Origin of the sequence: Enterococcus sp. DIV0574, from assembly GCF_051711125.1 — a bacterium.
GTDB lineage: Bacteria > Bacillota > Bacilli > Lactobacillales > Enterococcaceae > Enterococcus_D > Enterococcus_D gallinarum.
This window is the reverse complement of record NZ_JBIOMA010000001.1, coordinates 1,125,001-1,144,369: the sequence shown is the minus strand read 5'-3', so window position 1 is coordinate 1,144,369 and position 19,369 is coordinate 1,125,001. Positions and strand designations below refer to the sequence as shown.

The 19,369-nt window shown below is 41.1% G+C and carries 17 protein-coding genes; 6 read left to right on the top strand and 11 right to left on the bottom strand.

Annotated elements, in window-relative coordinates; all coding sequences use genetic code 11:
* Positions 1-38: 38 nt before the first annotated feature.
* The 5 genes from vanC1 (at position 39) to vanS (ending at position 5,591) form a co-directional block, all read left to right on the top strand.
* A complete protein-coding gene (gene vanC1, locus IGJ45_RS05660) occupies positions 39-1,070 on the top strand; it encodes a D-alanine--D-serine ligase VanC1 (RefSeq protein WP_423121537.1) in 1,032 nt (343 codons plus the stop codon).
* Complete coding sequence (locus tag IGJ45_RS05655) at positions 1,067-1,639, top strand: D-Ala-D-Ala dipeptidase/D-Ala-D-Ala carboxypeptidase VanXY-C (RefSeq protein WP_003126779.1); 573 nt, start codon at positions 1,067-1,069, stop codon at positions 1,637-1,639. Before vanC1 ends, IGJ45_RS05655 begins: the two co-directional genes overlap by 4 nt.
* Positions 1,636-3,732 (top strand): membrane-bound serine racemase VanT, encoded by a 2,097-nt coding sequence (gene vanT, locus IGJ45_RS05650; RefSeq protein ID WP_423121536.1) that lies wholly within the window; start codon positions 1,636-1,638, stop codon positions 3,730-3,732. Before IGJ45_RS05655 ends, vanT begins: the two co-directional genes overlap by 4 nt.
* 88 nt (positions 3,733-3,820) lie before the next feature.
* Positions 3,821-4,516, top strand: a complete 696-nt coding sequence (gene vanR-C, locus IGJ45_RS05645; RefSeq protein ID WP_003126775.1) for a vancomycin resistance response regulator transcription factor VanR-C — start codon at positions 3,821-3,823, stop codon at positions 4,514-4,516.
* On the top strand, positions 4,506-5,591 hold the full coding sequence (vanS, locus tag IGJ45_RS05640; protein WP_306556733.1) for a vancomycin resistance histidine kinase VanS: 1,086 nt from the start codon (positions 4,506-4,508) through the stop codon (positions 5,589-5,591). Before vanR-C ends, vanS begins: the two co-directional genes overlap by 11 nt.
* Positions 5,592-5,831: 240 nt before the next feature.
* Here vanS and IGJ45_RS05635 read toward each other — a convergent pair whose 3' ends face one another.
* From IGJ45_RS05635 to arcA, 10 genes are all read right to left on the bottom strand, one after another.
* Positions 5,832-6,476: a V-type ATP synthase subunit D gene (locus IGJ45_RS05635; RefSeq protein ID WP_029487033.1), complete on the bottom strand. Its 645-nt coding sequence runs from the start codon at positions 6,474-6,476 to the stop codon at positions 5,832-5,834.
* Positions 6,467-7,864, bottom strand: a complete 1,398-nt coding sequence (locus IGJ45_RS05630; RefSeq protein WP_423121535.1) for a V-type ATP synthase subunit B — start codon at positions 7,862-7,864, stop codon at positions 6,467-6,469. The genes IGJ45_RS05635 and IGJ45_RS05630 overlap by 10 nt, the downstream gene beginning before the upstream one ends.
* Positions 7,864-9,639: a V-type ATP synthase subunit A gene (locus IGJ45_RS05625; RefSeq protein WP_423121534.1), complete on the bottom strand. Its 1,776-nt coding sequence runs from the start codon at positions 9,637-9,639 to the stop codon at positions 7,864-7,866. The genes IGJ45_RS05630 and IGJ45_RS05625 overlap by 1 nt, the downstream gene beginning before the upstream one ends.
* Before the next feature lie 31 nt (positions 9,640-9,670).
* Positions 9,671-9,985, bottom strand: coding sequence for a V-type ATP synthase subunit F (locus tag IGJ45_RS05620; protein WP_005472140.1), 315 nt, complete (start codon positions 9,983-9,985; stop codon positions 9,671-9,673).
* The gene (locus IGJ45_RS05615) at positions 9,978-10,979 is read right to left on the bottom strand and encodes a V-type ATP synthase subunit C (protein ID WP_423121533.1); all 1,002 of its coding nucleotides are present in this window, start codon (positions 10,977-10,979) and stop codon (positions 9,978-9,980) included. Before IGJ45_RS05615 ends, IGJ45_RS05620 begins: the two co-directional genes overlap by 8 nt.
* 12 nt (positions 10,980-10,991) lie before the next feature.
* Complete coding sequence (locus IGJ45_RS05610; RefSeq protein WP_003126766.1) at positions 10,992-11,582, bottom strand: V-type ATP synthase subunit E; 591 nt, start codon at positions 11,580-11,582, stop codon at positions 10,992-10,994.
* 13 nt (positions 11,583-11,595) lie between these two features.
* The gene (locus tag IGJ45_RS05605; protein WP_003126765.1) at positions 11,596-12,069 is read right to left on the bottom strand and encodes a V-type ATP synthase subunit K; all 474 of its coding nucleotides are present in this window, start codon (positions 12,067-12,069) and stop codon (positions 11,596-11,598) included.
* Complete coding sequence (locus tag IGJ45_RS05600; RefSeq protein WP_041118997.1) at positions 12,053-14,047, bottom strand: V-type ATP synthase subunit I; 1,995 nt, start codon at positions 14,045-14,047, stop codon at positions 12,053-12,055. The genes IGJ45_RS05605 and IGJ45_RS05600 overlap by 17 nt, the downstream gene beginning before the upstream one ends.
* Entirely contained in the window at positions 14,048-14,359 is a 312-nt protein-coding gene (locus IGJ45_RS05595; protein WP_003126763.1) for a hypothetical protein, read from the bottom strand. It lies immediately after the preceding gene.
* 370 nt (positions 14,360-14,729) lie between these two features.
* Complete coding sequence (arcA, locus tag IGJ45_RS05590; protein WP_423121532.1) at positions 14,730-15,953, bottom strand: arginine deiminase; 1,224 nt, start codon at positions 15,951-15,953, stop codon at positions 14,730-14,732.
* A gap of 293 nt (positions 15,954-16,246) precedes the next feature.
* Between arcA and IGJ45_RS05585 the strand changes: the two genes are divergently transcribed.
* Positions 16,247-18,250, top strand: coding sequence for a beta-galactosidase (locus IGJ45_RS05585; RefSeq protein WP_423121531.1), 2,004 nt, complete (start codon positions 16,247-16,249; stop codon positions 18,248-18,250).
* 278 nt (positions 18,251-18,528) lie between these two features.
* On the opposite strand, the gene IGJ45_RS05580 is transcribed toward IGJ45_RS05585, so the two are convergent.
* A complete protein-coding gene (locus IGJ45_RS05580) occupies positions 18,529-19,290 on the bottom strand; it encodes a (S)-acetoin forming diacetyl reductase (protein WP_005472124.1) in 762 nt (253 codons plus the stop codon).
* Between the last annotated feature and the right edge of the window lie 79 nt (positions 19,291-19,369).

Genomic DNA, 19,369 nt, shown 5'->3' with positions numbered 1-19,369 from the left:
AATGTAACCTTAAAAGAAAAAAGGAAAGGAAGAAAATGATGAAAAAAATTGCCGTTTTATTTGGAGGGAATTCTCCAGAATACTCAGTGTCACTAGCCTCAGCAGCAAGTGTGATCCAAGCTATTGACCCGCTGAAATATGAAGTAATGACCATTGGCATCGCGCCAACAATGGATTGGTATTTGTATCAAGGAAACCTCGCGAATGTTCGCAATGATACTTGGCTAGAAGATCACAAAAACTGTCACCAGCTGACTTTTTCTAGCCAAGGATTTATATTAGGAGAAAAACGAATCGTCCCTGATGTCCTCTTTCCAGTCTTGCATGGGAAGTATGGCGAGGATGGCTGTATTCAAGGACTGCTTGAACTAATGAACCTGCCTTATGTTGGTTGCCATGTCGCTGCCTCCGCATTATGTATGAACAAATGGCTCTTGCATCAACTTGCTGATACCATGGGAATCGCTAGTGCTCCCACTTTGCTTTTATCCCGCTATGAAAACGATCCTGCCACAATCGATCGTTTTATTCAAGACCATGGATTCCCGATCTTTATCAAGCCGAATGAAGCCGGTTCTTCAAAAGGGATCACAAAAGTAACTGACAAAACAGCGCTCCAATCTGCATTAACGACTGCTTTTGCTTACGGTTCTACTGTGTTGATCCAAAAGGCGATAGCGGGTATTGAAATTGGCTGCGGCATCTTAGGAAATGAGCAATTGACGATTGGTGCTTGTGATGCGATTTCTCTTGTCGACGGTTTTTTTGATTTTGAAGAGAAATACCAATTAATCAGCGCCACGATCACTGTCCCAGCACCATTGCCTCTCGCGCTTGAATCACAGATCAAGGAGCAGGCACAGCTGCTTTATCGAAACTTGGGGTTGACGGGTCTGGCTCGAATCGATTTTTTCGTCACCAATCAAGGAGCGGTCTATTTAAACGAAATCAACACCATGCCGGGATTTACTGGGCACTCCCGCTACCCAGCTATGATGGCGGAAGTCGGGTTATCCTACGAAATATTAGTAGAGCAATTGATTGCACTGGCAGAGGAGGACAAACGATGAACACATTACAATTGATCAATAAAAACCATCCATTGAAAAAAAATCAAGAGCCCCCGCACTTAGTGCTAGCTCCTTTTAGCGATCACGATGTTTACCTGCAGCCAGAAGTGGCAAAACAATGGGAACGACTCGTACGAGCAACCGGACTAGAAAAGGACATTCGTCTGGTAGATGGGTATCGTACGGAAAAAGAACAGCGACGCTTGTGGGAGTATTCTCTAAAAGAAAACGGGTTAGCTTATACCAAACAATTCGTTGCTTTGCCAGGTTGCAGTGAACATCAAATCGGTCTGGCCATTGATGTAGGACTAAAGAAACAAGAAGATGATGATCTTATCTGCCCTCATTTTCGAGATAGTGCTGCTGCTGATTTATTTATGCAGCAGATGATGAATTATGGCTTTATTCTACGCTATCCGGAAGATAAACAAGAGATCACCGGTATCAGTTATGAACCTTGGCATTTTCGTTATGTCGGGCTTCCCCATAGCCAAGTCATCACTGCCCAAAAATGGACTCTGGAAGAATACCATGATTACTTGGCTCAGACAGTGAGGCAGTTCGCATGAAAAATAAAGGAATCGATCAATTTCGTGTGATTGCAGCCATGATGGTGGTTGCGATCCATTGTCTTCCCCTTCACTATTTATGGCCAGAAGGCGATATCCTAATCACATTGACGATTTTTCGAGTAGCTGTTCCTTTCTTTTTTATGATCAGTGGTTACTATGTGTTTGCAGAACTTGCTGTGGCCAATAGTTATCCTTCGCGACAACGAGTATTCAACTTTATCAAAAAACAGCTAAAAGTCTATCTATTAGCCACACTAATGTTTTTACCATTAGCACTCTACAGTCAAACGATCGGCTTCGATCTACCAGTTGGAACATTAGTACAATCACTTTTGGTCAATGGCATTCTTTATCATCTTTGGTACTTTCCGGCTTTGATTACTGGGAGCCTGCTCCTAACAAGTTTGCTGATACATGTCTCCTTCAAAAAAGTGTTCTGGCTTGCGGCTGGATTGTACCTGATTGGATTAGGTGGTGATAGTTGGTTTGGACTGATCCAACAGACACCAATCGAACCATTCTATACTGCTGTGTTCCACCTATTAGATGGTACCCGCAACGGTATTTTCTTTACACCATTGTTTTTGTGCTTAGGTGTGCTGGTCAGAAAACAATCAGTGAAAAGAAGTTTATCCAAAACAGCTCTCTTCTTTTTGATCAGTCTTATCGGATTGCTTATTGAGAGTGCGTACTTGCATGGGTTTTCTATACCTAAACATGACAGTATGTATCTCTTCTTGCCTGTTGTACTCTTTTTCTTATTTCCACTGATCTTGCGCTGGCATCCCCACAGGACTTGGAAGCATCCGGGACAGCTATCTTTGTGGCTTTACCTTTTGCATCCTTATACAATTGCCGGCACACACTTTTTGAGCCAAAAAATCAGCATTCTGCAAAACAATCTAATCAACTATTTGGTTGTTTTGATCTTGACGATTGGATTCATTTGCCTCTTTTTAAGACAACAACACTCATGGTTTAGACACAAACAAACAACGCCCGTTAAAAGGGCCGTAAAAGAATTCTCAAAGACAGCCCTTTTGCATAATCTACAGGAGATCCAGCGGATCATCTCACCGAAAACAAAAGTGATGGCAGTCGTTAAAGCCGATGCCTACGGCTGTGGTGCCAAGGAAGTTGCTCCTGTTTTAGAACAAGCCGGAATTGATTTTTTTGCGGTGGCTACGATTGATGAAGGTATTCAATTGCGGAAAAATGCTGTCAAAAGCCCCATCTTGGTCTTGGGATATACCTCTCCAAAACGCATAAAAGAACTTCGTCGCTACTCATTGACCCAATCGATCATCAGCGAAGGTCATGCTGTAGCATTGTCACAAAGAAAAGTAGCGATTGACTGTCATTTAGCCATCGATACTGGGATGCATCGGTTAGGTGTAACACCGACTATCGATTCGATTCTTTCGATTTTCGATTTGCCCTTCTTGACGATCAGTGGTGTTTATTCTCATCTTGGTTCGGCAGATCGCTTAAATCCTGATAGTATGATTCGCACTCAGAAGCAGATTGCCTGCTTCGATCAGATTCTCCTAGAGTTGGATCAGAGACAGATTTCTTATGGTATCACACACTTACAAAGCAGTTATGGTATTTTGAATTATCCAGACTTAAACTATGATTATGTGCGTCCGGGGATTTTATTGACAGGATCCCTCAGTGATACGAACGAGCCTACAAAACAACGAGTAAGCTTACAGCCTATTCTGACCCTCAAAGCACAGTTGATCACTAAGCGAGTCGTTGCCAAAGGGGAAGCGATCGGTTATGGGCAAACCGCCGTCGCGAATCAAGAAACAACTGTTGGTGTTGTGAGCATCGGCTATTGTGACGGACTGCCCCGTTCTCTATCAAATCAAGAGTTTTGTCTTTCCTATCGCGGTCAGTCCTTGCCGCAGATCGGCTTGATCTGCATGGACATGCTTTTGATAGACTTGAGCCATTGTCCTACGATCCCAATTGAAAGTGAAATTGAAATTCTGACAGATTGGAGCGATACTGCCGAGCAAGTACAAACTATAACCAATGAGTTGATTTGTCGGATCGGTCCACGAGTCAGTGCTAGGATCAAATAGAAAACGATGCATAAGTTTACCAGGTAAGGTATGATGGGGGTATGGAAACGTGAGAATCCGAAACTATGTTTAGGTGGAGTGAGAGAGTATGTCAGAAAAAATAGTCGTTGTTGATGATGAAAAAGAAATTGCGGACTTAGTCACGACCTTTTTGCAAAACGAAGGATTTAGTGTGCAGCCGTTTTATGATGGTACTAGTGCCATCGCCTATATTGAAAAAGAAGCCATTGATTTGGCCGTTTTAGATGTCATGTTGCCGGACATTGATGGTTTTCAACTGTTACAGCAGATCCGCAAGACCCATTTTTTCCCAGTGTTGATGCTGACTGCCAAGGGAGAGGATCTAGACAAAATCACTGGATTGAGTTTGGGAGCGGATGACTATGTCACCAAACCTTTTAATCCTTTAGAAGTTGTGGCTCGGGTAAAAACCCAATTGCGGCGCTACCAGCGATACAATCATTCCACTGCTTCTCCAACAGTAGAAGAATATGAAAAAGACGGCTTGATACTCAAAATCAACAGTCATCAATGCATTCTCTACGGCAAAGAAGTTTTCCTGACTCCCATTGAGTTCAAAATATTGCTTTATTTATTTGAGCACCAAGGATCCGTCGTCTCTTCCGAAACACTTTTCGAAGCGGTTTGGAAAGAAAAATATTTAGATAACAATAATACTGTCATGGCACACATTGCTCGTTTAAGAGAAAAATTGCATGAAGAACCTCGTAAACCTAAATTAATCAAAACCGTATGGGGGGTCGGCTATATCATTGAAAAATAGAAATCCTTTGATCCGAAAGCTCTTGACCCAATACTTCGTCACCACTGGAATCTTGCTGGCATTCCTTGTAATGATTCCATTAGTCATTCGCTTTATTGCCGGAACCCGGACTTGGTATGGAACGGAACCTATCTACTATATTTTACGTTTTTTTGCGGATCGCTGGTTGTTTTGTGTTGCGATAGGCGCTTTACTGATATGGTTTGGTACCACCATTTACTATATGACCAAAGCCATCGGTTATTTGAATGAAACGATCCAAGCCACGACTCAACTGATAGAAGAACCAACCAAACGCATCACTTTGTCGAGCCACCTGATTGATGTTCAAGAGGAAATGAATCAACTGCGGGAGAAAAGTCTGCAAGATCAACGTGCCGCTAAAGAAGCGGAACAGCGGAAAAATGATTTGATCGTTTATCTCGCCCATGATTTGCGGACGCCTCTGACAAGTGTCATAGGTTATCTGACTCTTCTAAAAGAAGAACCACAATTATCCAATGCGATGCGGAATCGTTACACGGAGATTGCTTTACAAAAAGCCCAACGGCTGGAACTATTGATCAGTGAATTCTTCGAGATCACACGCTTCAATTTGACCACGATCGTTTTGCAGACAGAAACGACTGATTTAAGTTTAATGCTTGAACAGCTGACCTTTGAGTTTTTACCTCTCTTGGAAGAAAAGAATCTAAATTGGCAACTCAACTTACAAAAAAATGTTCTTGCAACAGTAGACACCGAAAAAATAGCTCGTGTCTTTGATAATCTCATTCGCAATGCCATCAACTACAGCTATCCAGATTCGTCTTTACTTCTTGAATTGGTCGAATCAGACAGTATTCACATTCGTCTGACGAATCGTGGAAAAACAATTCCAGAAGAGATGATCGGACGTCTCTTTGAACCTTTCTATCGCATGGATTCTTCCCGAGCTACAGCCACAGGCGGAACTGGTCTTGGTCTTCCGATTGCAAAAGAGATTCTGTTAGCATCTGGCGGGGATATCTCGGCAGAAAGCAAAGACGAAACCATCATTTTTAACGTTCGCTTGCCAAAACCTGCCAACAGCTGACGTCTCTTGATTTAAAAAATCTCTAGTATCAACTTTCATATAAAAAACTGTGATATCACTCTTTCAACAAACGAATAACACAAACACGGCAGCTATTTTCAGATTTATACTGAAAATAGCTGCCGTAAGCTTATGTTGTTCCCAAAGAAAAAATAAACCAGTTTTACTGACTTCTCAACTAAAAAATCTTTCTGTTTATGACAGAAAATAGTTGAAAAAAAGGGTGAATTCTCATTGCGTCTAGCGCGTTTCATTTTCGGCAATGATATCCGTCACTTTCATCAAGCGTGTCAATGTTGCTCGTTCATCCTCTGCTAAGTTGCTCTCAATGTATTGGATGGTTTCTGTCAACTTCGGAATTGTCATGTATTCTAGTGCATTGACTCGCCGACGAGTCCGTTCGATTTCATTTGCCATCAGCTGACAAGTTTTTTCAATTTCAGCTAATTGCAGCATGACTGGCAAAATCTGATCCAGATGGGACAGAGAAAGATCCAACTCACTTGTCGTACTAACAAAACCATATGAAAAATCATCATCCGAACTTTCTTCTTCATAAACAGGATTGAGTACCGGTACCTCCATGTTCATCACCGTGCGGCTTTGAACATCTAACGTCACTTTGTTCAAAGGAATCATAAAAGCTTCTTGCAAGATCACATCAGGAATACTACTAGATGCCAAAACATACTCTTCCATTCCAGCTTGTAACGCTGATTCCATTTGTTGGCGCAATTTTTGATTTTTTTTGACTAACTGAATAAATTGGCGAACCAACTCATCTTGTTTATCTTTCAATAACTTATGCCCCCGAGTTGCCGTCGTCAAGCGTTTGCGAAGCCGACTCAATTCCATCCGAGTCGGATTGACATTCATTATTGCCATGAAGGATTCACATCCTCCCCAGTAGGAAGATAGGCTTCAATAAATTCTTCTTTGATTCGGCTCAATTCTTGCTTCGGTAATGTAGCGAGCAATTTCCAGCCAATGTCCAATGTTTCTTCAATCGTTCGGTTGGTATCAAATCCCTGATTTACGTATTCTTTTTCAAAAAGATCCGCAAAACGAGCAAATTTCTTATCAATATCTGAAAGTGCGGATTCCCCTAATACGATCGACAGTTCTTTGGCAGCCTTCCCATCAGAATATGCCGCGTAGATTTGGTTCATCGTCGCCGCATGATCCCGCCGAGTCTTGCCTTCTCCGGTTCCTTTATCTTTCAGTCGGGACAAACTAGGTAGAATATCCACTGGCGGATTGATGTTTCTCTTGTAAAGATCACGGGAAAGGATAATCTGTCCCTCCGTGATATAGCCGGTCAGATCGGGTATTGGGTGGGTCTTATCTCCATCCGGCATCGTCAAGATCGGAATTTGAGTGACGGATCCTTCTTTATCCATCAAACGTCCTGCCCGTTCATAAAGAGTCGCTAAGTTGGTGTACAAATAACCAGGGTAACCGCGTCTGCCAGGAACTTCTCGGCGAGCAGCTGAAATTTCCCGCAACGCTTCACAATAGTTTGTCATGTCGGTCATGATAACTAATACATGCATTCCTTTTTCAAAAGCTAAGTACTCGGCTGCTGTTAATGCCATTTTCGGTGTAGCAATCCGCTCAATGGCTGGATCATTGGCTAAGTTCATGAACAATACCGAGCGATCCAATGCACCGGTTTTGCAAAACTCTTCTACAAAGAATTCAGCTTCTTCGAAAGGAATGCCGATCGCCGCAAAAACGATGGCAAAGTTACCTTCTTGACTTGGCACAGTCGCTTGACGGGCGATCTGTGCTGCAATTTCCTTATGAGGCAATCCTGACGCAGAAAAGATCGGCAGTTTTTGACCACGGACCAACGTATTCAAGTGATCGATCGTTGAGATCCCCGTTTGAATGAACTCATCTGGAAAATCTCTGGCCATTGGATTGATGGCTTCGCCATTGACGTCAATTCGTTTTTCTGGAATGATCTGCGGTCCATCATCTTTAGGCTTACCTAGTCCATCAAAGACACGCCCCATCATATCTGGCGATACACCAAGCGTTAAACCCGTTCCTAAAAAGCGGGCTTTACTCTCTTCTGCACTCAGGTTACTAGTGCCTTCAAAAACCTGTACAACGGCATAATCATCGCTGACTTCTAAAACCTGCCCTTGACGAACCTCGCCACTGTCCATTCGCACTTGGACAAGTTCGTCAAATTTGACGCCTTTGACATTTTCTACCACCATCAAAGGACCAGCGATTTCCGAGACTGTTCGATATTCTTTTAGCATTAATGAATTCCTCCAGTCTCTACGATTTTTTGTAATAATGCTTTCGTGTCCTGCTTGATTGCATCTAAACGTGTTAGTTCTTCTTCAGGAATATATTTACTGCGGGCAATCCGTTCTCGCAGATCGGTGGTACCTTTGGTTATATCATCCAGATACGCCCCTAGCTGCAAGGCCCGTTTTGCTTGTTCATCAAAATATAAAATATTTTCTAGCATTTTAAATTGCTTATTTCTTGACGTATAGGTATCCACGTCATCAAAAGCATTCTGCTGCAGATAATCTTGACGTAAAGAACGAGCCGTCATCATCGTCAAACGATCTTTCTGAGAGAGAGAATCCATTCCCACTAGCTGAACGATCTCTTCTAAGCGGCTTTCTTCTTGCAAGATCGCCATTGCTTCATTGACCATCTCCGACCAGCGAGGTCCCATCAACTGATCTAAATAAGAATTGATTTGATCTTCATACAAAGAATAGGAGTTCAGCCAATTAATAGAAGGAAAATGCCGCTTTTGTGCCAACATACTGTCTAATGCCCAGAAAACTTTCACGATCCGCAACGTGTTTTGAGTAACTGGTTCTGAGATATCCCCTCCAGCTGGCGAAACAGCACCAATAGCTGTAATACTGCCCTCTCGAGGCTCCGATCCCAACGAACGGAACCGACCAGCACGCTCATAGTATTCCGCGATCCGGCTGCCTAAATAGGCTGGATATCCTTCATCTCCAGGAATTTCTTGTAAACGACCGCTCATTTCTCGTAATGCTTCGGCCCATCGTGAAGTCGAATCTGCCATGATCGCTACACTGTATCCCATATCCCGATAATATTCAGCAATAGTGATTCCTGTATAGATCGAAGCTTCACGAGCTGCAACTGGCATATTTGAAGTATTGGCAATCAAAACGGTTCGTTCCATGATCGATTCACCCGTGTGAGGATCGATCAATTCTGGAAATTCATTGATAACATCTTTCATTTCATTGCCGCGTTCGCCACAACCAACATACACAACGATGTCGACATCCGACCATTTCGCGATTTGATGCTGAACAACGGTTTTTCCTGCACCAAAAGGTCCCGGCACAGCTGCCGATCCACCTTTAGCTACCGGAAAGAAGGTATCGATCACCCGTTGACCAGTGACTAATGGTTCACCCGGATTTAACTTTGCTGCAGTCGGTCTAGGCTTACGGACAGGCCATTTTTGCATCATAGTCAAGCGCTGTTCGCCTTCTGCCGTTTCTAAAAGACAAATCGGTTCAGTAATAGCATAATTACCTACCATGATTTCCTTTACAGTGCCTTTCACACCTGGCGGAACCATCACTTTGTGTTCAATGGCTGTTGTTTCTTGAACAAGTCCTAGAATGTCTCCAGCATGTACGTTGTCCCCTACTTTTACTTGCGGCATGAACGTCCATTTTTTTTGACGATTTAGCGGGTCAATGGTCACCCCCCGTTCCAAAAAATCACTCTCTGTTTGATTCATAAAGGTATCTAATGGACGTTGAATACCATCAAACATTTCTGTCAACAAGCCAGGGGCTAATTCAACCGATAACGGAGCCCCTGTTGATTCAACGGGTTCGCCCGGTCCAATTCCTGCTGTTTCTTCATATACCTGGATCGACACGAGACCTTTCTTGATCTCGATGATTTCTCCAATCAAGCCTTTTTCACTGACTTTACAGATTTCATGGATCTTAGCTCCTGATAAACCTGAGGCCGTGACCAAGGGACCAGATACTTTTTCTATTGTGCCAAATGCCACATGCATTCCTCCTAGTTGCCGTACTTCTCTTTTAAGAATCTAATATATTCATTCCAACAGCTTTCTCGACATTCTGCTGGATCCGTGCCATTCCGATCCCTAGACTCCCTGTACTGCTGGGGATGGGGATGATGGCTGGCGTGGGTAGTTCTTCGTATTGTCGAATGATTGACTCCAACTGTTCAATCAATCGCTCGGTCAAGAAGATCACCCCATAGTCTTCTGCCATTTCCTGCAGCTGTTGTGCGGCTTCTTCAAGATCATCTACAGGATAGATATCAATTCCTAGACCTTTGAAGGGCAAAATTGAGTTTTTGCCACCCATCATTGCTATTTTTTTATTCATACGTATCACGCACCCGACTTCTTAATATCTCTTCCGGTACTTTATTGATTTTTCCAATCAAAATAATCCGTAAATTTTTACTTTCGATTTCTTTTGCATACAAGTAACCGATCATCGCAGCTGGACCGAATGGTACGATTTTTTGTTCTTTCAATTTTGCCATCAAAAAGTTATCTTTTCGCAGATCAAACGTATTGAGGGTCTTCTTCTCAAGCAGTTCTTCATAGCTGTGATTAATCAAATGTTTGTAAGGTGTATTTTGCAGATACTGGACAAAAACTTCCAAAGACGTCGTGATTGCTTCCAACAGCTCTTTTGCAGGGAGAGTCCCATTATCTGCTAGAACAGCGCTGATAAAGCCTCGATGACGCTTCATGGCGTAACTACGTAGTGCTGTCGAAATATTAAAAATATCTACTTGCCGTTGAATGATCCTTTGTAAAAACGGATCATCATATCGCTTACCGATTGACCAAAGATGTTCCCAAAAATGATTGTCAAAAATGATATCTACGGATTGAATCTCATGATAATTTTCGATATAGGAAAATACTTCATCGATACAAGCAATCATTGGCTTCTCTGCGTGTGCACTTTTTCTTGTGTTGACCAAATCTTTCAATTCATTTAAAGGCATGGTTCCGATCGGTACCAAAAATTCAGAAAAGTCTTGTTTCATGAATTTAGCTTTTACTAACACCTTCAGATTTTGATAATCATAGCGAAGGGCAAAATAATCCACCACAGAACGATCAGGTGTTAGCTGATACAAGTTTTCATATACTCTTTTTAATTCTGCGGTCAATACTTGTTCAAAATCATGGACTCGATCTTCTTCATTGATAAAATCACCATAAACGGTTTCTCGCAAAAGAGCATAAACTTCTTCGGCACTGTTGGCAGAAAGCATACGTTCATAACGGCTGCGACTGATCAATTCCGCTTCATAGGTTCGTATTCGTGTATTCAGCGTGTTGTATTTGATATCTTCCATTTTTACACCCTCTTACTGTTCAAAAATCAATTGCAGTAATGTATGGCTCAACTCTTCTTTGCTGGCATCCAACAACGCATCAAACGTAAAGTTCAGCTCAATATCGCCTTGGCGCAGTAAAAATCCGCCTTTTCGCGGCAAAACTTGTTTTGCAACTGTTAGTCGACATTCAGGAATCGTTTGTTGAATCTCTTTCAATGAACCTTCTGTCAGCAGATGCGCACTTTTTTCTCCCAATACCAATTCAACTTCACCAAAAACCTGTGCTTCTTGTACTCCTTTTGTGACGAATGCTTGAAAATCAGCGGCTTCCATTTGGTTCAAGCGCTCAAGTGCCTCACTAAACAATTCTTCCAAAACGGATTGTTTCGCGGCAAGCACTTTATTGCGAGACTGAATGTGAATATCGGAAATCTGCAAATACATTTCTGCCCGTTTTTCTTTTTCAAATTGGGCCAAACGATCAGAAAGTTGTTCTTCTAGTTGAGAACGTTTGAGACGCTCCTGTTTTTCAATTTCTACTTGTGCATCATTAAGGACCAACTGATACTTCTTTTCAGCATCTGCTGTGATTTTTTCGGTTAATCGCGTAATATCAGACATCTTTCTCCCCCTCTTAATTTAAAACTAGCAAGAAGGAAATAACGAAACCTAAGATACAATACGTTTCCATCATCGCTACATAAATGATCCCTTTTGTTACGTGCTCCGGTTTCTTGGCTAAAATCTGCATAGCGGCACTTGCAGCACGTCCTTGCCATCTTCCGGCAACGATTGCTGTCAACGCAATAGGTAAAGAAGCGATAAATAGGTACATTCCTCTATCAAGGGAGATCGTTCCGCTCATTTGACCAAAAATCATGAATGATATAACGAAACCGTATAGTCCTTGGGTACTTGACAACAGTTCCAAGATCAAGGCCTGTCCAAATTTTTCTGGTTGCTCTGCAGTCAATCCTGCAGCGGCTTCACTGGTCATACCGACCCCGATCGTTGAGCCGATCCCACCACAAATTGTCGCTGTAGCTACACCTAATGCGGCAAAAACTAACCCGCCATTTTCATAAAAGAAACTAATCCAATTTTCCATTCTTTTCCTCCTGCATTTTCTCTTCTGAGATAACCTCTACGTATTTTTCATCGGTTTTGAAAGGTACAAATGCTCGTCCCCCACCGGTGAAAAATTTTCCGAAATATTCTAAATACTGTAAACGAATACCATGAACATACGCACTTAAATAGCTTAAAAAGATATTTAATGCATGCAGCGCCACAAAAAGCAAAATACCGACTGTGAAACGCGCAGCTATTGGTAAATAACTGATGATCAAATTGAATGCGGATGCGATACTGCCCCCTGCGACTCCTAACGCCATGAGTCGTGTGAAGCTGATCATATCCCCTACGTAATTCGTAACATCCATTAATCCATATAGTCCTGAGCCGATTTTACCAGCTAGTGTTTTGCCTTCTAAACTACCGCCAAATACAACTGCCACTAAGCTAGCGATAATCATGATCAAACCAATGGTTTGTAAAGGCGAATCAGGCAACAGCAACATTCCTGCTGCCAATAGAACAACACTGATCAAAAAGACCATCCAAGATCCAGCCTGAAAAATAGCCTGTAGCTTCTGATCTTTTCGTTTCCAAAGGACATAAAACTTCAAAGCTAATCCAAACATGATTTGGATATATCCGAAAATGATCGACAAGACCAAAATCTGATTGACATCTTCTTGGGCTGATAACAATTGGAATGACAATTCAAAGCCAAAGAAATTACCATAAATCAAGCCCCAAATAATCGTGGGAATCGAACAAAGCTGAAACAGCGTCAAATTTTGTTCCAATCCTTTACTTAAATGAAAGAATTTTTTGCCCAAGAATGTTGCCAAAAACAGTAATAATCCATAGCCAAAATCTGCAACCATCATTCCAAATGCAACCATATAAAATGGCGCCATAAACGGTGTAGGATCTAATTCATCATACTGGGGCAAACTATACATCCGCACTAACCCTTCAAAGGGTTGTATCCACCGCGAATTATTCAACAAAATCGGAACATCCTCGATTTCTTGTTCTTTCACTTGTTGGTATTCAAGATAAAAAGCATCTTTGCTGGCCTGTTGGATCCTTTTCTCCAGTTCTGCTGCTTGCTCAACAGGGATCCAGCCTGAAATAGCTACGGCATGAGCCGAACGAAGCAACTTTTCATTACTCTGAGCTCGTTTGATCGCGCCATCTAAATACTCTGCTACGAGACGCAATTGTCCCTGCTCTTCGCTCATTGCACGTAAGGAGTGTTTGATTGTTTTTTCTTCCTCAATCAATGCGTGGGATTTTTCTTTTACATGTTGCAGGTCATCTTTTGGCAGACCTGAATAGGGATAGGTATACTGCTCGAATGCAGTCTTTTTTAAAAGGGAACTTACTTTATCTTTAACATCTTTATGGAAAAGAACGAATAAGTATGTAGTCGTTTGTGATTGATAAACTGTTTCAAAATAAACGAGGGGCAGTTTTTCGCACCCCTTTGTGAAAGCCGCAAATTCTGAATTTGGGAGCGAACCTAATAGGCCACCTGATTTTTTTAATTCATTCAAAATCTGAGGACGGTCTTCAAAGTATTTCCATCTATTCAGTTCTGCTTCTTGAGCCAAAAGCTCTCGTTTTTCTTGTTCGATCAATCGTAAACGTTTGTCTTGTTTTCGAAGTGTTTGACAAACTTCTTGCCAAGGATAAGTATGAGCGGCTTGCGCTAATTCGTGAAGTGTGTAGCGCTTGATTGGTTGCCGAAGTTTTTCCAGCATTCCTTTTTTTGGAACATATTCCTCTAATAATTGCAGGCCCCAATTTACTTGATCAAATTGGTTTTCTACTTCTTCAGTCTGTTTCTGTTCATCACGAACGGGTGTTAACACGCCTGTGGTTTCCTCTGACTCGTAATACATTTCAGAAGAAAGCAATTCGACAACTTGAAAGTCTTGCAACTGCTGTAAAACGGCATCTTTTTGTTCGTAAAAGGTCAACAGGCTGAATTTTTGCATTTTTGCAATCGCCATCTATGTCACAACCTTATTTATTATTATTGCCAATGCTTGTTCTTTCAACTCAGCTGAAATCGTGCGCAATGTCTCAACTTCCTCTTTTGTTTTTGCCACAAGGGGTTGTTTTGATTGCTCAAATTCCGTTGCAACTTTTTCTTCAATCATTCGTTGTGCTTCACGTTCTTTTTGTACCAATTCTTTCTGGAATGCTGAAATTCTTGTTTGACTTTCATGGATCAGTTGTTTTTTTTCAGCTTCCGCTTTCGTGTTTTTTTGTTCTGCAAACTCTTCTGCTTCTTGCAGCAAACGAATGGCATCTACAGACATTCTCTCACCTACTTTCTACTTTTTTTCGCGAAAAAAAACCATTACGAATCAAGCGATCGCTGTTCGTATGGTGTTAAAATTTAATAAGTGTCATCTACTCACACTTACCCGCGTCACTAATATAACCGTAACATATATTTTGTAGTATAACAAGGTTTCATCTGTTTTTTTATAATCATTACATATAAAATTTAAATTTTTTGCACAATTTCACGAAAAGTAATCCCTTTCATTATAATGGAGGTTTTTTAATCAAATAAAAAAAAGATGAAAGAAAAATGACTTCCTCTCATCTTTTTTAAACGTTCTAATTTGTGATGCCACCTGTTTTTTGCTGATAAAAAAACACTTAAATCAGCTAGTCATTCTATCAATCAGCTGTACGAATAAACGGCATGCTCATGCAGCGGGGGCCGCCACGGCCCCTTACTAATTCACTACCTGGAATTTGATGTAATTTAATACCGGCCTCTGCTAAAAGTTGGTTCGTAATAGTATTCCGGTCATAGACGATCACTTCGCCAGGCGCGATGGCTAATGTGTTTGATCCATCGTTCCATTGCTCTCTGGCAGCTGCCGTGATATCGTCGCCGCCACAACGAATCAACTCGACTGCCGGCAAGTCCAAATAACGGCATAAAATGTGATCTAACGTATCTTTTTCTTCAACTACTTTGATTTCTTGTCCTTGCTTTGTAATAGAGAACAAGGTTAGTTCACCTTCTATTTCAGGGTGAATCGTAAACTTGTCTTTATCAATCATGGTAAAGACTGTGTCCAGATGCATAAATTTCCGTTCAGAACCAATATCAAATGCTAAAATATGTTCAAATGACGGTTCCATTGAAAAAATGTTTTCAGCAATTTTTTCGATAGAGTGCACTTCTGTACGCTGAGAAATACCGATCGCTAATACATGCTGGGACAAAACAAGCTGATCCCCACCTTCGATACGTGCAGGTTCTTCTCGATCATACAAGAAATTGACCGATGGCTTGGCGAACTGCGGATGGTGCTTGAAAATGTACTGTCCATAAAGCGTTTCTCTTCGACGAGTTTCCGAAAACATCCGGTTAAGAGAAATGCTATGTCCTATAATAGCAAACGGATCTCTTGTAAAATAAAGGTTTGGCATCGGATCAATAATAAATGGATAATCATTTTCCCGCATTGCTGACAAACTTGCAGTCTTCGATATGGAAAGATCCTGTTTTTTTAACCCCGCCATCGTTTGATCAATAAACGCTCGTTCGTCTTTAATCGAAAGAAAATAGTCTCTGACTTCATTTAATACATCTTGATCTTGAATTTTCGTCTCTTGCAAATAATCATCCAAGAAAGCTTCCTTACACCCTGAAAGCTGTAATGTTTCAGCAGCCAGGTCTTCTAAATAAACCACTTCACAGCCATTCTCCACTAAAACTTTTGCAAAAAAATCATGTTCTTGTTGGGCTTGTGCCAAAAATGGAATATCGTCAAACAACAAGTCTTCTAAATAATCCGGCATCAAGTTTTCAAGTTCTGCACCAGGACGATGGAGCATCACCCGTTTTAACGGTTCAATTTCTGAAAATATTTGTATAGATTTTGACATATCCAACCATTCCTTTCGCTCATTTCAAAAATGCTGAAGATGTGCATAAATATAAAAAAACATCTAATAATAATACATCTTCATTAAGAATTGAGTGTTATCAATTATATTTAATTGTAGGTTGAAAATAAAAAAACAGCAAGTAATATGGTTCTCGTGTATTGAGATCGGTTTGAACATTTTACAGATATTTGTATTATTTCATGCACCTTTTTTGCTAACGCTTTCAGCTTTTACGTTTTTTGTTATGATTGAAACAAATATGTCTTACTACGAGAAAGGAAGTTTAACAGATGGTTGATCAAAAACAAATTTATTACGGCGCAGATTACAATCCTGAACAGTGGTCACAAGAAACGATAAAGGAAGACATGCGCTTAATGAGAGAAGTTGGAGTCAATTATGTCAGCATCAATATTTTTGGTTGGGTAAACATTCAACCAAATGAATCAACATTTGATTTCACTTTTTTGGATTGGCTGATGGATCTCCTTTATGAAAACAATATTGCCATCGATTTAGCCAATGGAACAGCTTCGCCCCCTGCATGGTTAGTCAAAAAATATCCTGAAATGATGCCGATGACCATTCATGGCAATCGGTTGGTACATGGTTCTCGCCAACACTATTGCCCGACTTCACCGATTTATCGGGAATATGCCCGTCGGCTCAGTGAAGCTGTTGCCAAACGATACAGCCAACATCCGGGAGTTGTGATGTGGCATATCAATAATGAATATACTTGTCACATCCATGAATGTTATTGCCCGAACTGTCGTGCCAGTTTCCAAAATTGGCTAGAAAAAAAATACCAAACAATTGAAGCATTGAATACGGCTTGGTCAACAAAATTTTGGAGCCAAACCTATCAAGAATGGGATGAGATTTTCCTACCAGAAGAAATGCCGACTTTTAAGAATCCTTGTCAACAGCTTGATTATCGTCGCTTCATTTCTGATATGAATCTGGAAATTTATCAGATCGAGAAAAAGGCAATTCAAACATTCTCGTCAAACATCCCATTCATGACGAATTTGATGGGTCTTCATAAATATGTCGATGGCTTCAAATGGGCTTCTGAAATGGATGTCGTTAGCTGGAATGCCTATCCTAATCCGTTTGAATCTCTGCCCTATCCCCAATTCTTAGCCAATGATCTCATGCGAAGTTTAAAAAAGAAACCTTTTTTGATTATGGAACAAGCCCCAAGTGCGGTCAACTGGCGCCAAGTAAACGGCGTCAAAAAACCCGGTCAAATGCGCTTATGGAGTTATGAGGCACTTGCTCATGGCTCCGATGGCATGATGTTCTTTCAATGGCGCCAATCACAAGGAGGGGCAGAGAAATTCCATAGTGCAATAGTCCCTCATGGTGATCCACACACAAGTCGCACCTTTCGAGAATGTGCTGCTCTGGGAAATGAATTAAAACAGTTGAATGACATCGTTGCCAGCCGGTTTGTTGCCGATATTGCTATCGTATTTGATTGGGAAAATTGGTGGGCCCTTGAGCTAGATGCGAAGCCGAATACCAATATTCGCTATATTCACCAAATGAGGGCGTTATATGCCGCTCTAAGAGCGTTGAACATTGCTGTTGATTTCATTCATCCATCTGAATCACTAGACGGCTATCCCCTTGTGATTGCGTATAATTTGTACTCTGCATCAGAAGGATTCGGCAATAAAGTCAAAGAATTTGTAGCAAATGGTGGAACATTCTTGACAAATTTCTTCAGCGGAATCGTCAACGAAAACGATCAAGTCTATCTTGGCGGCTATCCAGGACTTTTTAAAGAAGTATTGGGAATCACAGTTGAAGAATTTCAGCCTTTAAAACCGGAAATCCAGCAACAAGTGCATTTTAAAAATAAATTTTATGAAAATCGTCGGTGGGAAGAACTGATCCATTTACAAGGCGCTATCCCATTGGCTACCTTCACGAGTGATTTCCTTAAAGATTCACCAGCCATCACTAAACATCGGTTTGGCAAAGGACTGGCTTATTATTTAGGAACCGAGTTAGACCAAGATGGGTTGACCGACTTATTGAACGACATTTTTAGTGATGCAAAACTAAAAAAAGTTGCTGAGAGGTATTTGCAAGAAAACAGCGAGTTGTCTGTCACTGTTCGACAAGGACCAACCCATATCTTCTTATTCCTACTTAATCATACAAACGATTCACAACAAGTACAATTTCTATCGGAAGGTACAGCATTATTATCAAAAAGAAAAGTTTGTGAACTCACCCTCGCCCCCATGGAAGTTGAAATCATCAAATTTGCCAAGGGCTAAAGAATTGCTTTATCTTTTGTTCTATTCTTTGTGATAACTCCATTCTTAGACTTTTTCGATCGTTCCTTCGTATACAGATGAATGACCCGATTAGAATCTATCTAATCGGGTCATTCATTCGATGATTTGCATGAAACAGCAAATTACATAACTACTATCATTTAGTTTTTCTTACAGTAACAATTGAACAAGAAAATGCCACTATTTTGGTGAGTTTCAATCAACTGAAAACCTGCGGGACTATCCGAACGCCCAATCCTAGATCAACAACTTATTGATTACTGGAACTGCATTCCGCCATCCACAATGATTGTTTGTCCAGTTATATAGTTGGCATCATCACTGGCCAAAAATGAAACGACTGCCGAAACATCTTCGGGTTCAGATAAACGTTTCAATGCGATATCTTTACTAAAAGTTTGCATCCCCCATTCATCATCTTTACCAGCATTAGCACCTACTTGATGCGCAATATCCATCATCATCGGTGTTTTAACAATACCTGGTGCATAAGCATTTACAGTAATACCATAGTCAGCTAAATCTCGCGCAGCGATTTGGGTCATACCACGAACAGCGAACTTTGAGCTACTGTACAACATGAGATTAGGATTACCCACAACACCTGCCTGTGAACAAGCATTGATGATTTTTCCACCATGATTCAACTTTTGAAATGCTTCAGAAGCCGCTTGTGTTCCCCATAATACGCCCCCGGCATTCACGGAATAAACTTTTTCAAACTGTTCTGGAGTAATAGACTCTATCGGTGTAGTCGGTGCTACCCCAGCATTATTTACAATCACTGATAAGTCACCATAGACATCTATTACTTTATCAACTGCTGAAAAAATCTCATCCCGTTTCGAAACATCTGCTTTGATAGCAATCGCATGTTCACCAAGCTCTTTCGCTGCCGCTCTTACAGAGTTTTCATTGTAATCCACCATTGCCACGTCAAAGCCATCTTTGTACAAACGCTTAGCTATGGCAAAGCCAATACCTTGACCAGCACCGGTAACTAATGCAACTTTTTTCATTCATTTCCACTCCTTCTTATGAATACTCTTTACAGTTTTATGTTACTGCTTATGAATACTCTCAGCTAGTGAAAATAAA

Excerpts from the sequence above, each read along its gene's own strand:
- IGJ45_RS05585 (WP_423121531.1), top strand. The coding sequence starts at position 16,247 with ATGGTTGATCAAAAACAAATTTATTACGGCGCAGATTACAATCCTGAA.
- IGJ45_RS05580 (WP_005472124.1), bottom strand. The coding sequence starts at position 19,290 with ATGAAAAAAGTTGCATTAGTTACCGGTGCTGGTCAAGGTATTGGCTTT.
- IGJ45_RS05620 (WP_005472140.1), bottom strand. The coding sequence starts at position 9,985 with ATGAATAAAAAAATAGCAATGATGGGTGGCAAAAACTCAATTTTGCCC.
- IGJ45_RS05600 (WP_041118997.1), bottom strand. The coding sequence starts at position 14,047 with ATGGCGATTGCAAAAATGCAAAAATTCAGCCTGTTGACCTTTTACGAA.
- IGJ45_RS05595 (WP_003126763.1), bottom strand. The coding sequence starts at position 14,359 with ATGTCTGTAGATGCCATTCGTTTGCTGCAAGAAGCAGAAGAGTTTGCA.
- vanR-C (WP_003126775.1), top strand. The coding sequence starts at position 3,821 with ATGTCAGAAAAAATAGTCGTTGTTGATGATGAAAAAGAAATTGCGGAC.
- IGJ45_RS05635 (WP_029487033.1), bottom strand. The coding sequence starts at position 6,476 with ATGGCAATAATGAATGTCAATCCGACTCGGATGGAATTGAGTCGGCTT.
- IGJ45_RS05605 (WP_003126765.1), bottom strand. The coding sequence starts at position 12,069 with ATGGAAAATTGGATTAGTTTCTTTTATGAAAATGGCGGGTTAGTTTTT.
- IGJ45_RS05610 (WP_003126766.1), bottom strand. The coding sequence starts at position 11,582 with ATGTCTGATATTACGCGATTAACCGAAAAAATCACAGCAGATGCTGAA.
- vanC1 (WP_423121537.1), top strand. The coding sequence starts at position 39 with ATGAAAAAAATTGCCGTTTTATTTGGAGGGAATTCTCCAGAATACTCA.
- arcA (WP_423121532.1), bottom strand. The coding sequence starts at position 15,953 with ATGTCAAAATCTATACAAATATTTTCAGAAATTGAACCGTTAAAACGG.
- IGJ45_RS05615 (WP_423121533.1), bottom strand. The coding sequence starts at position 10,979 with ATGGAAGATATCAAATACAACACGCTGAATACACGAATACGAACCTAT.
- IGJ45_RS05655 (WP_003126779.1), top strand. The coding sequence starts at position 1,067 with ATGAACACATTACAATTGATCAATAAAAACCATCCATTGAAAAAAAAT.
- IGJ45_RS05630 (WP_423121535.1), bottom strand. The coding sequence starts at position 7,864 with ATGCTAAAAGAATATCGAACAGTCTCGGAAATCGCTGGTCCTTTGATG.
- vanT (WP_423121536.1), top strand. The coding sequence starts at position 1,636 with ATGAAAAATAAAGGAATCGATCAATTTCGTGTGATTGCAGCCATGATG.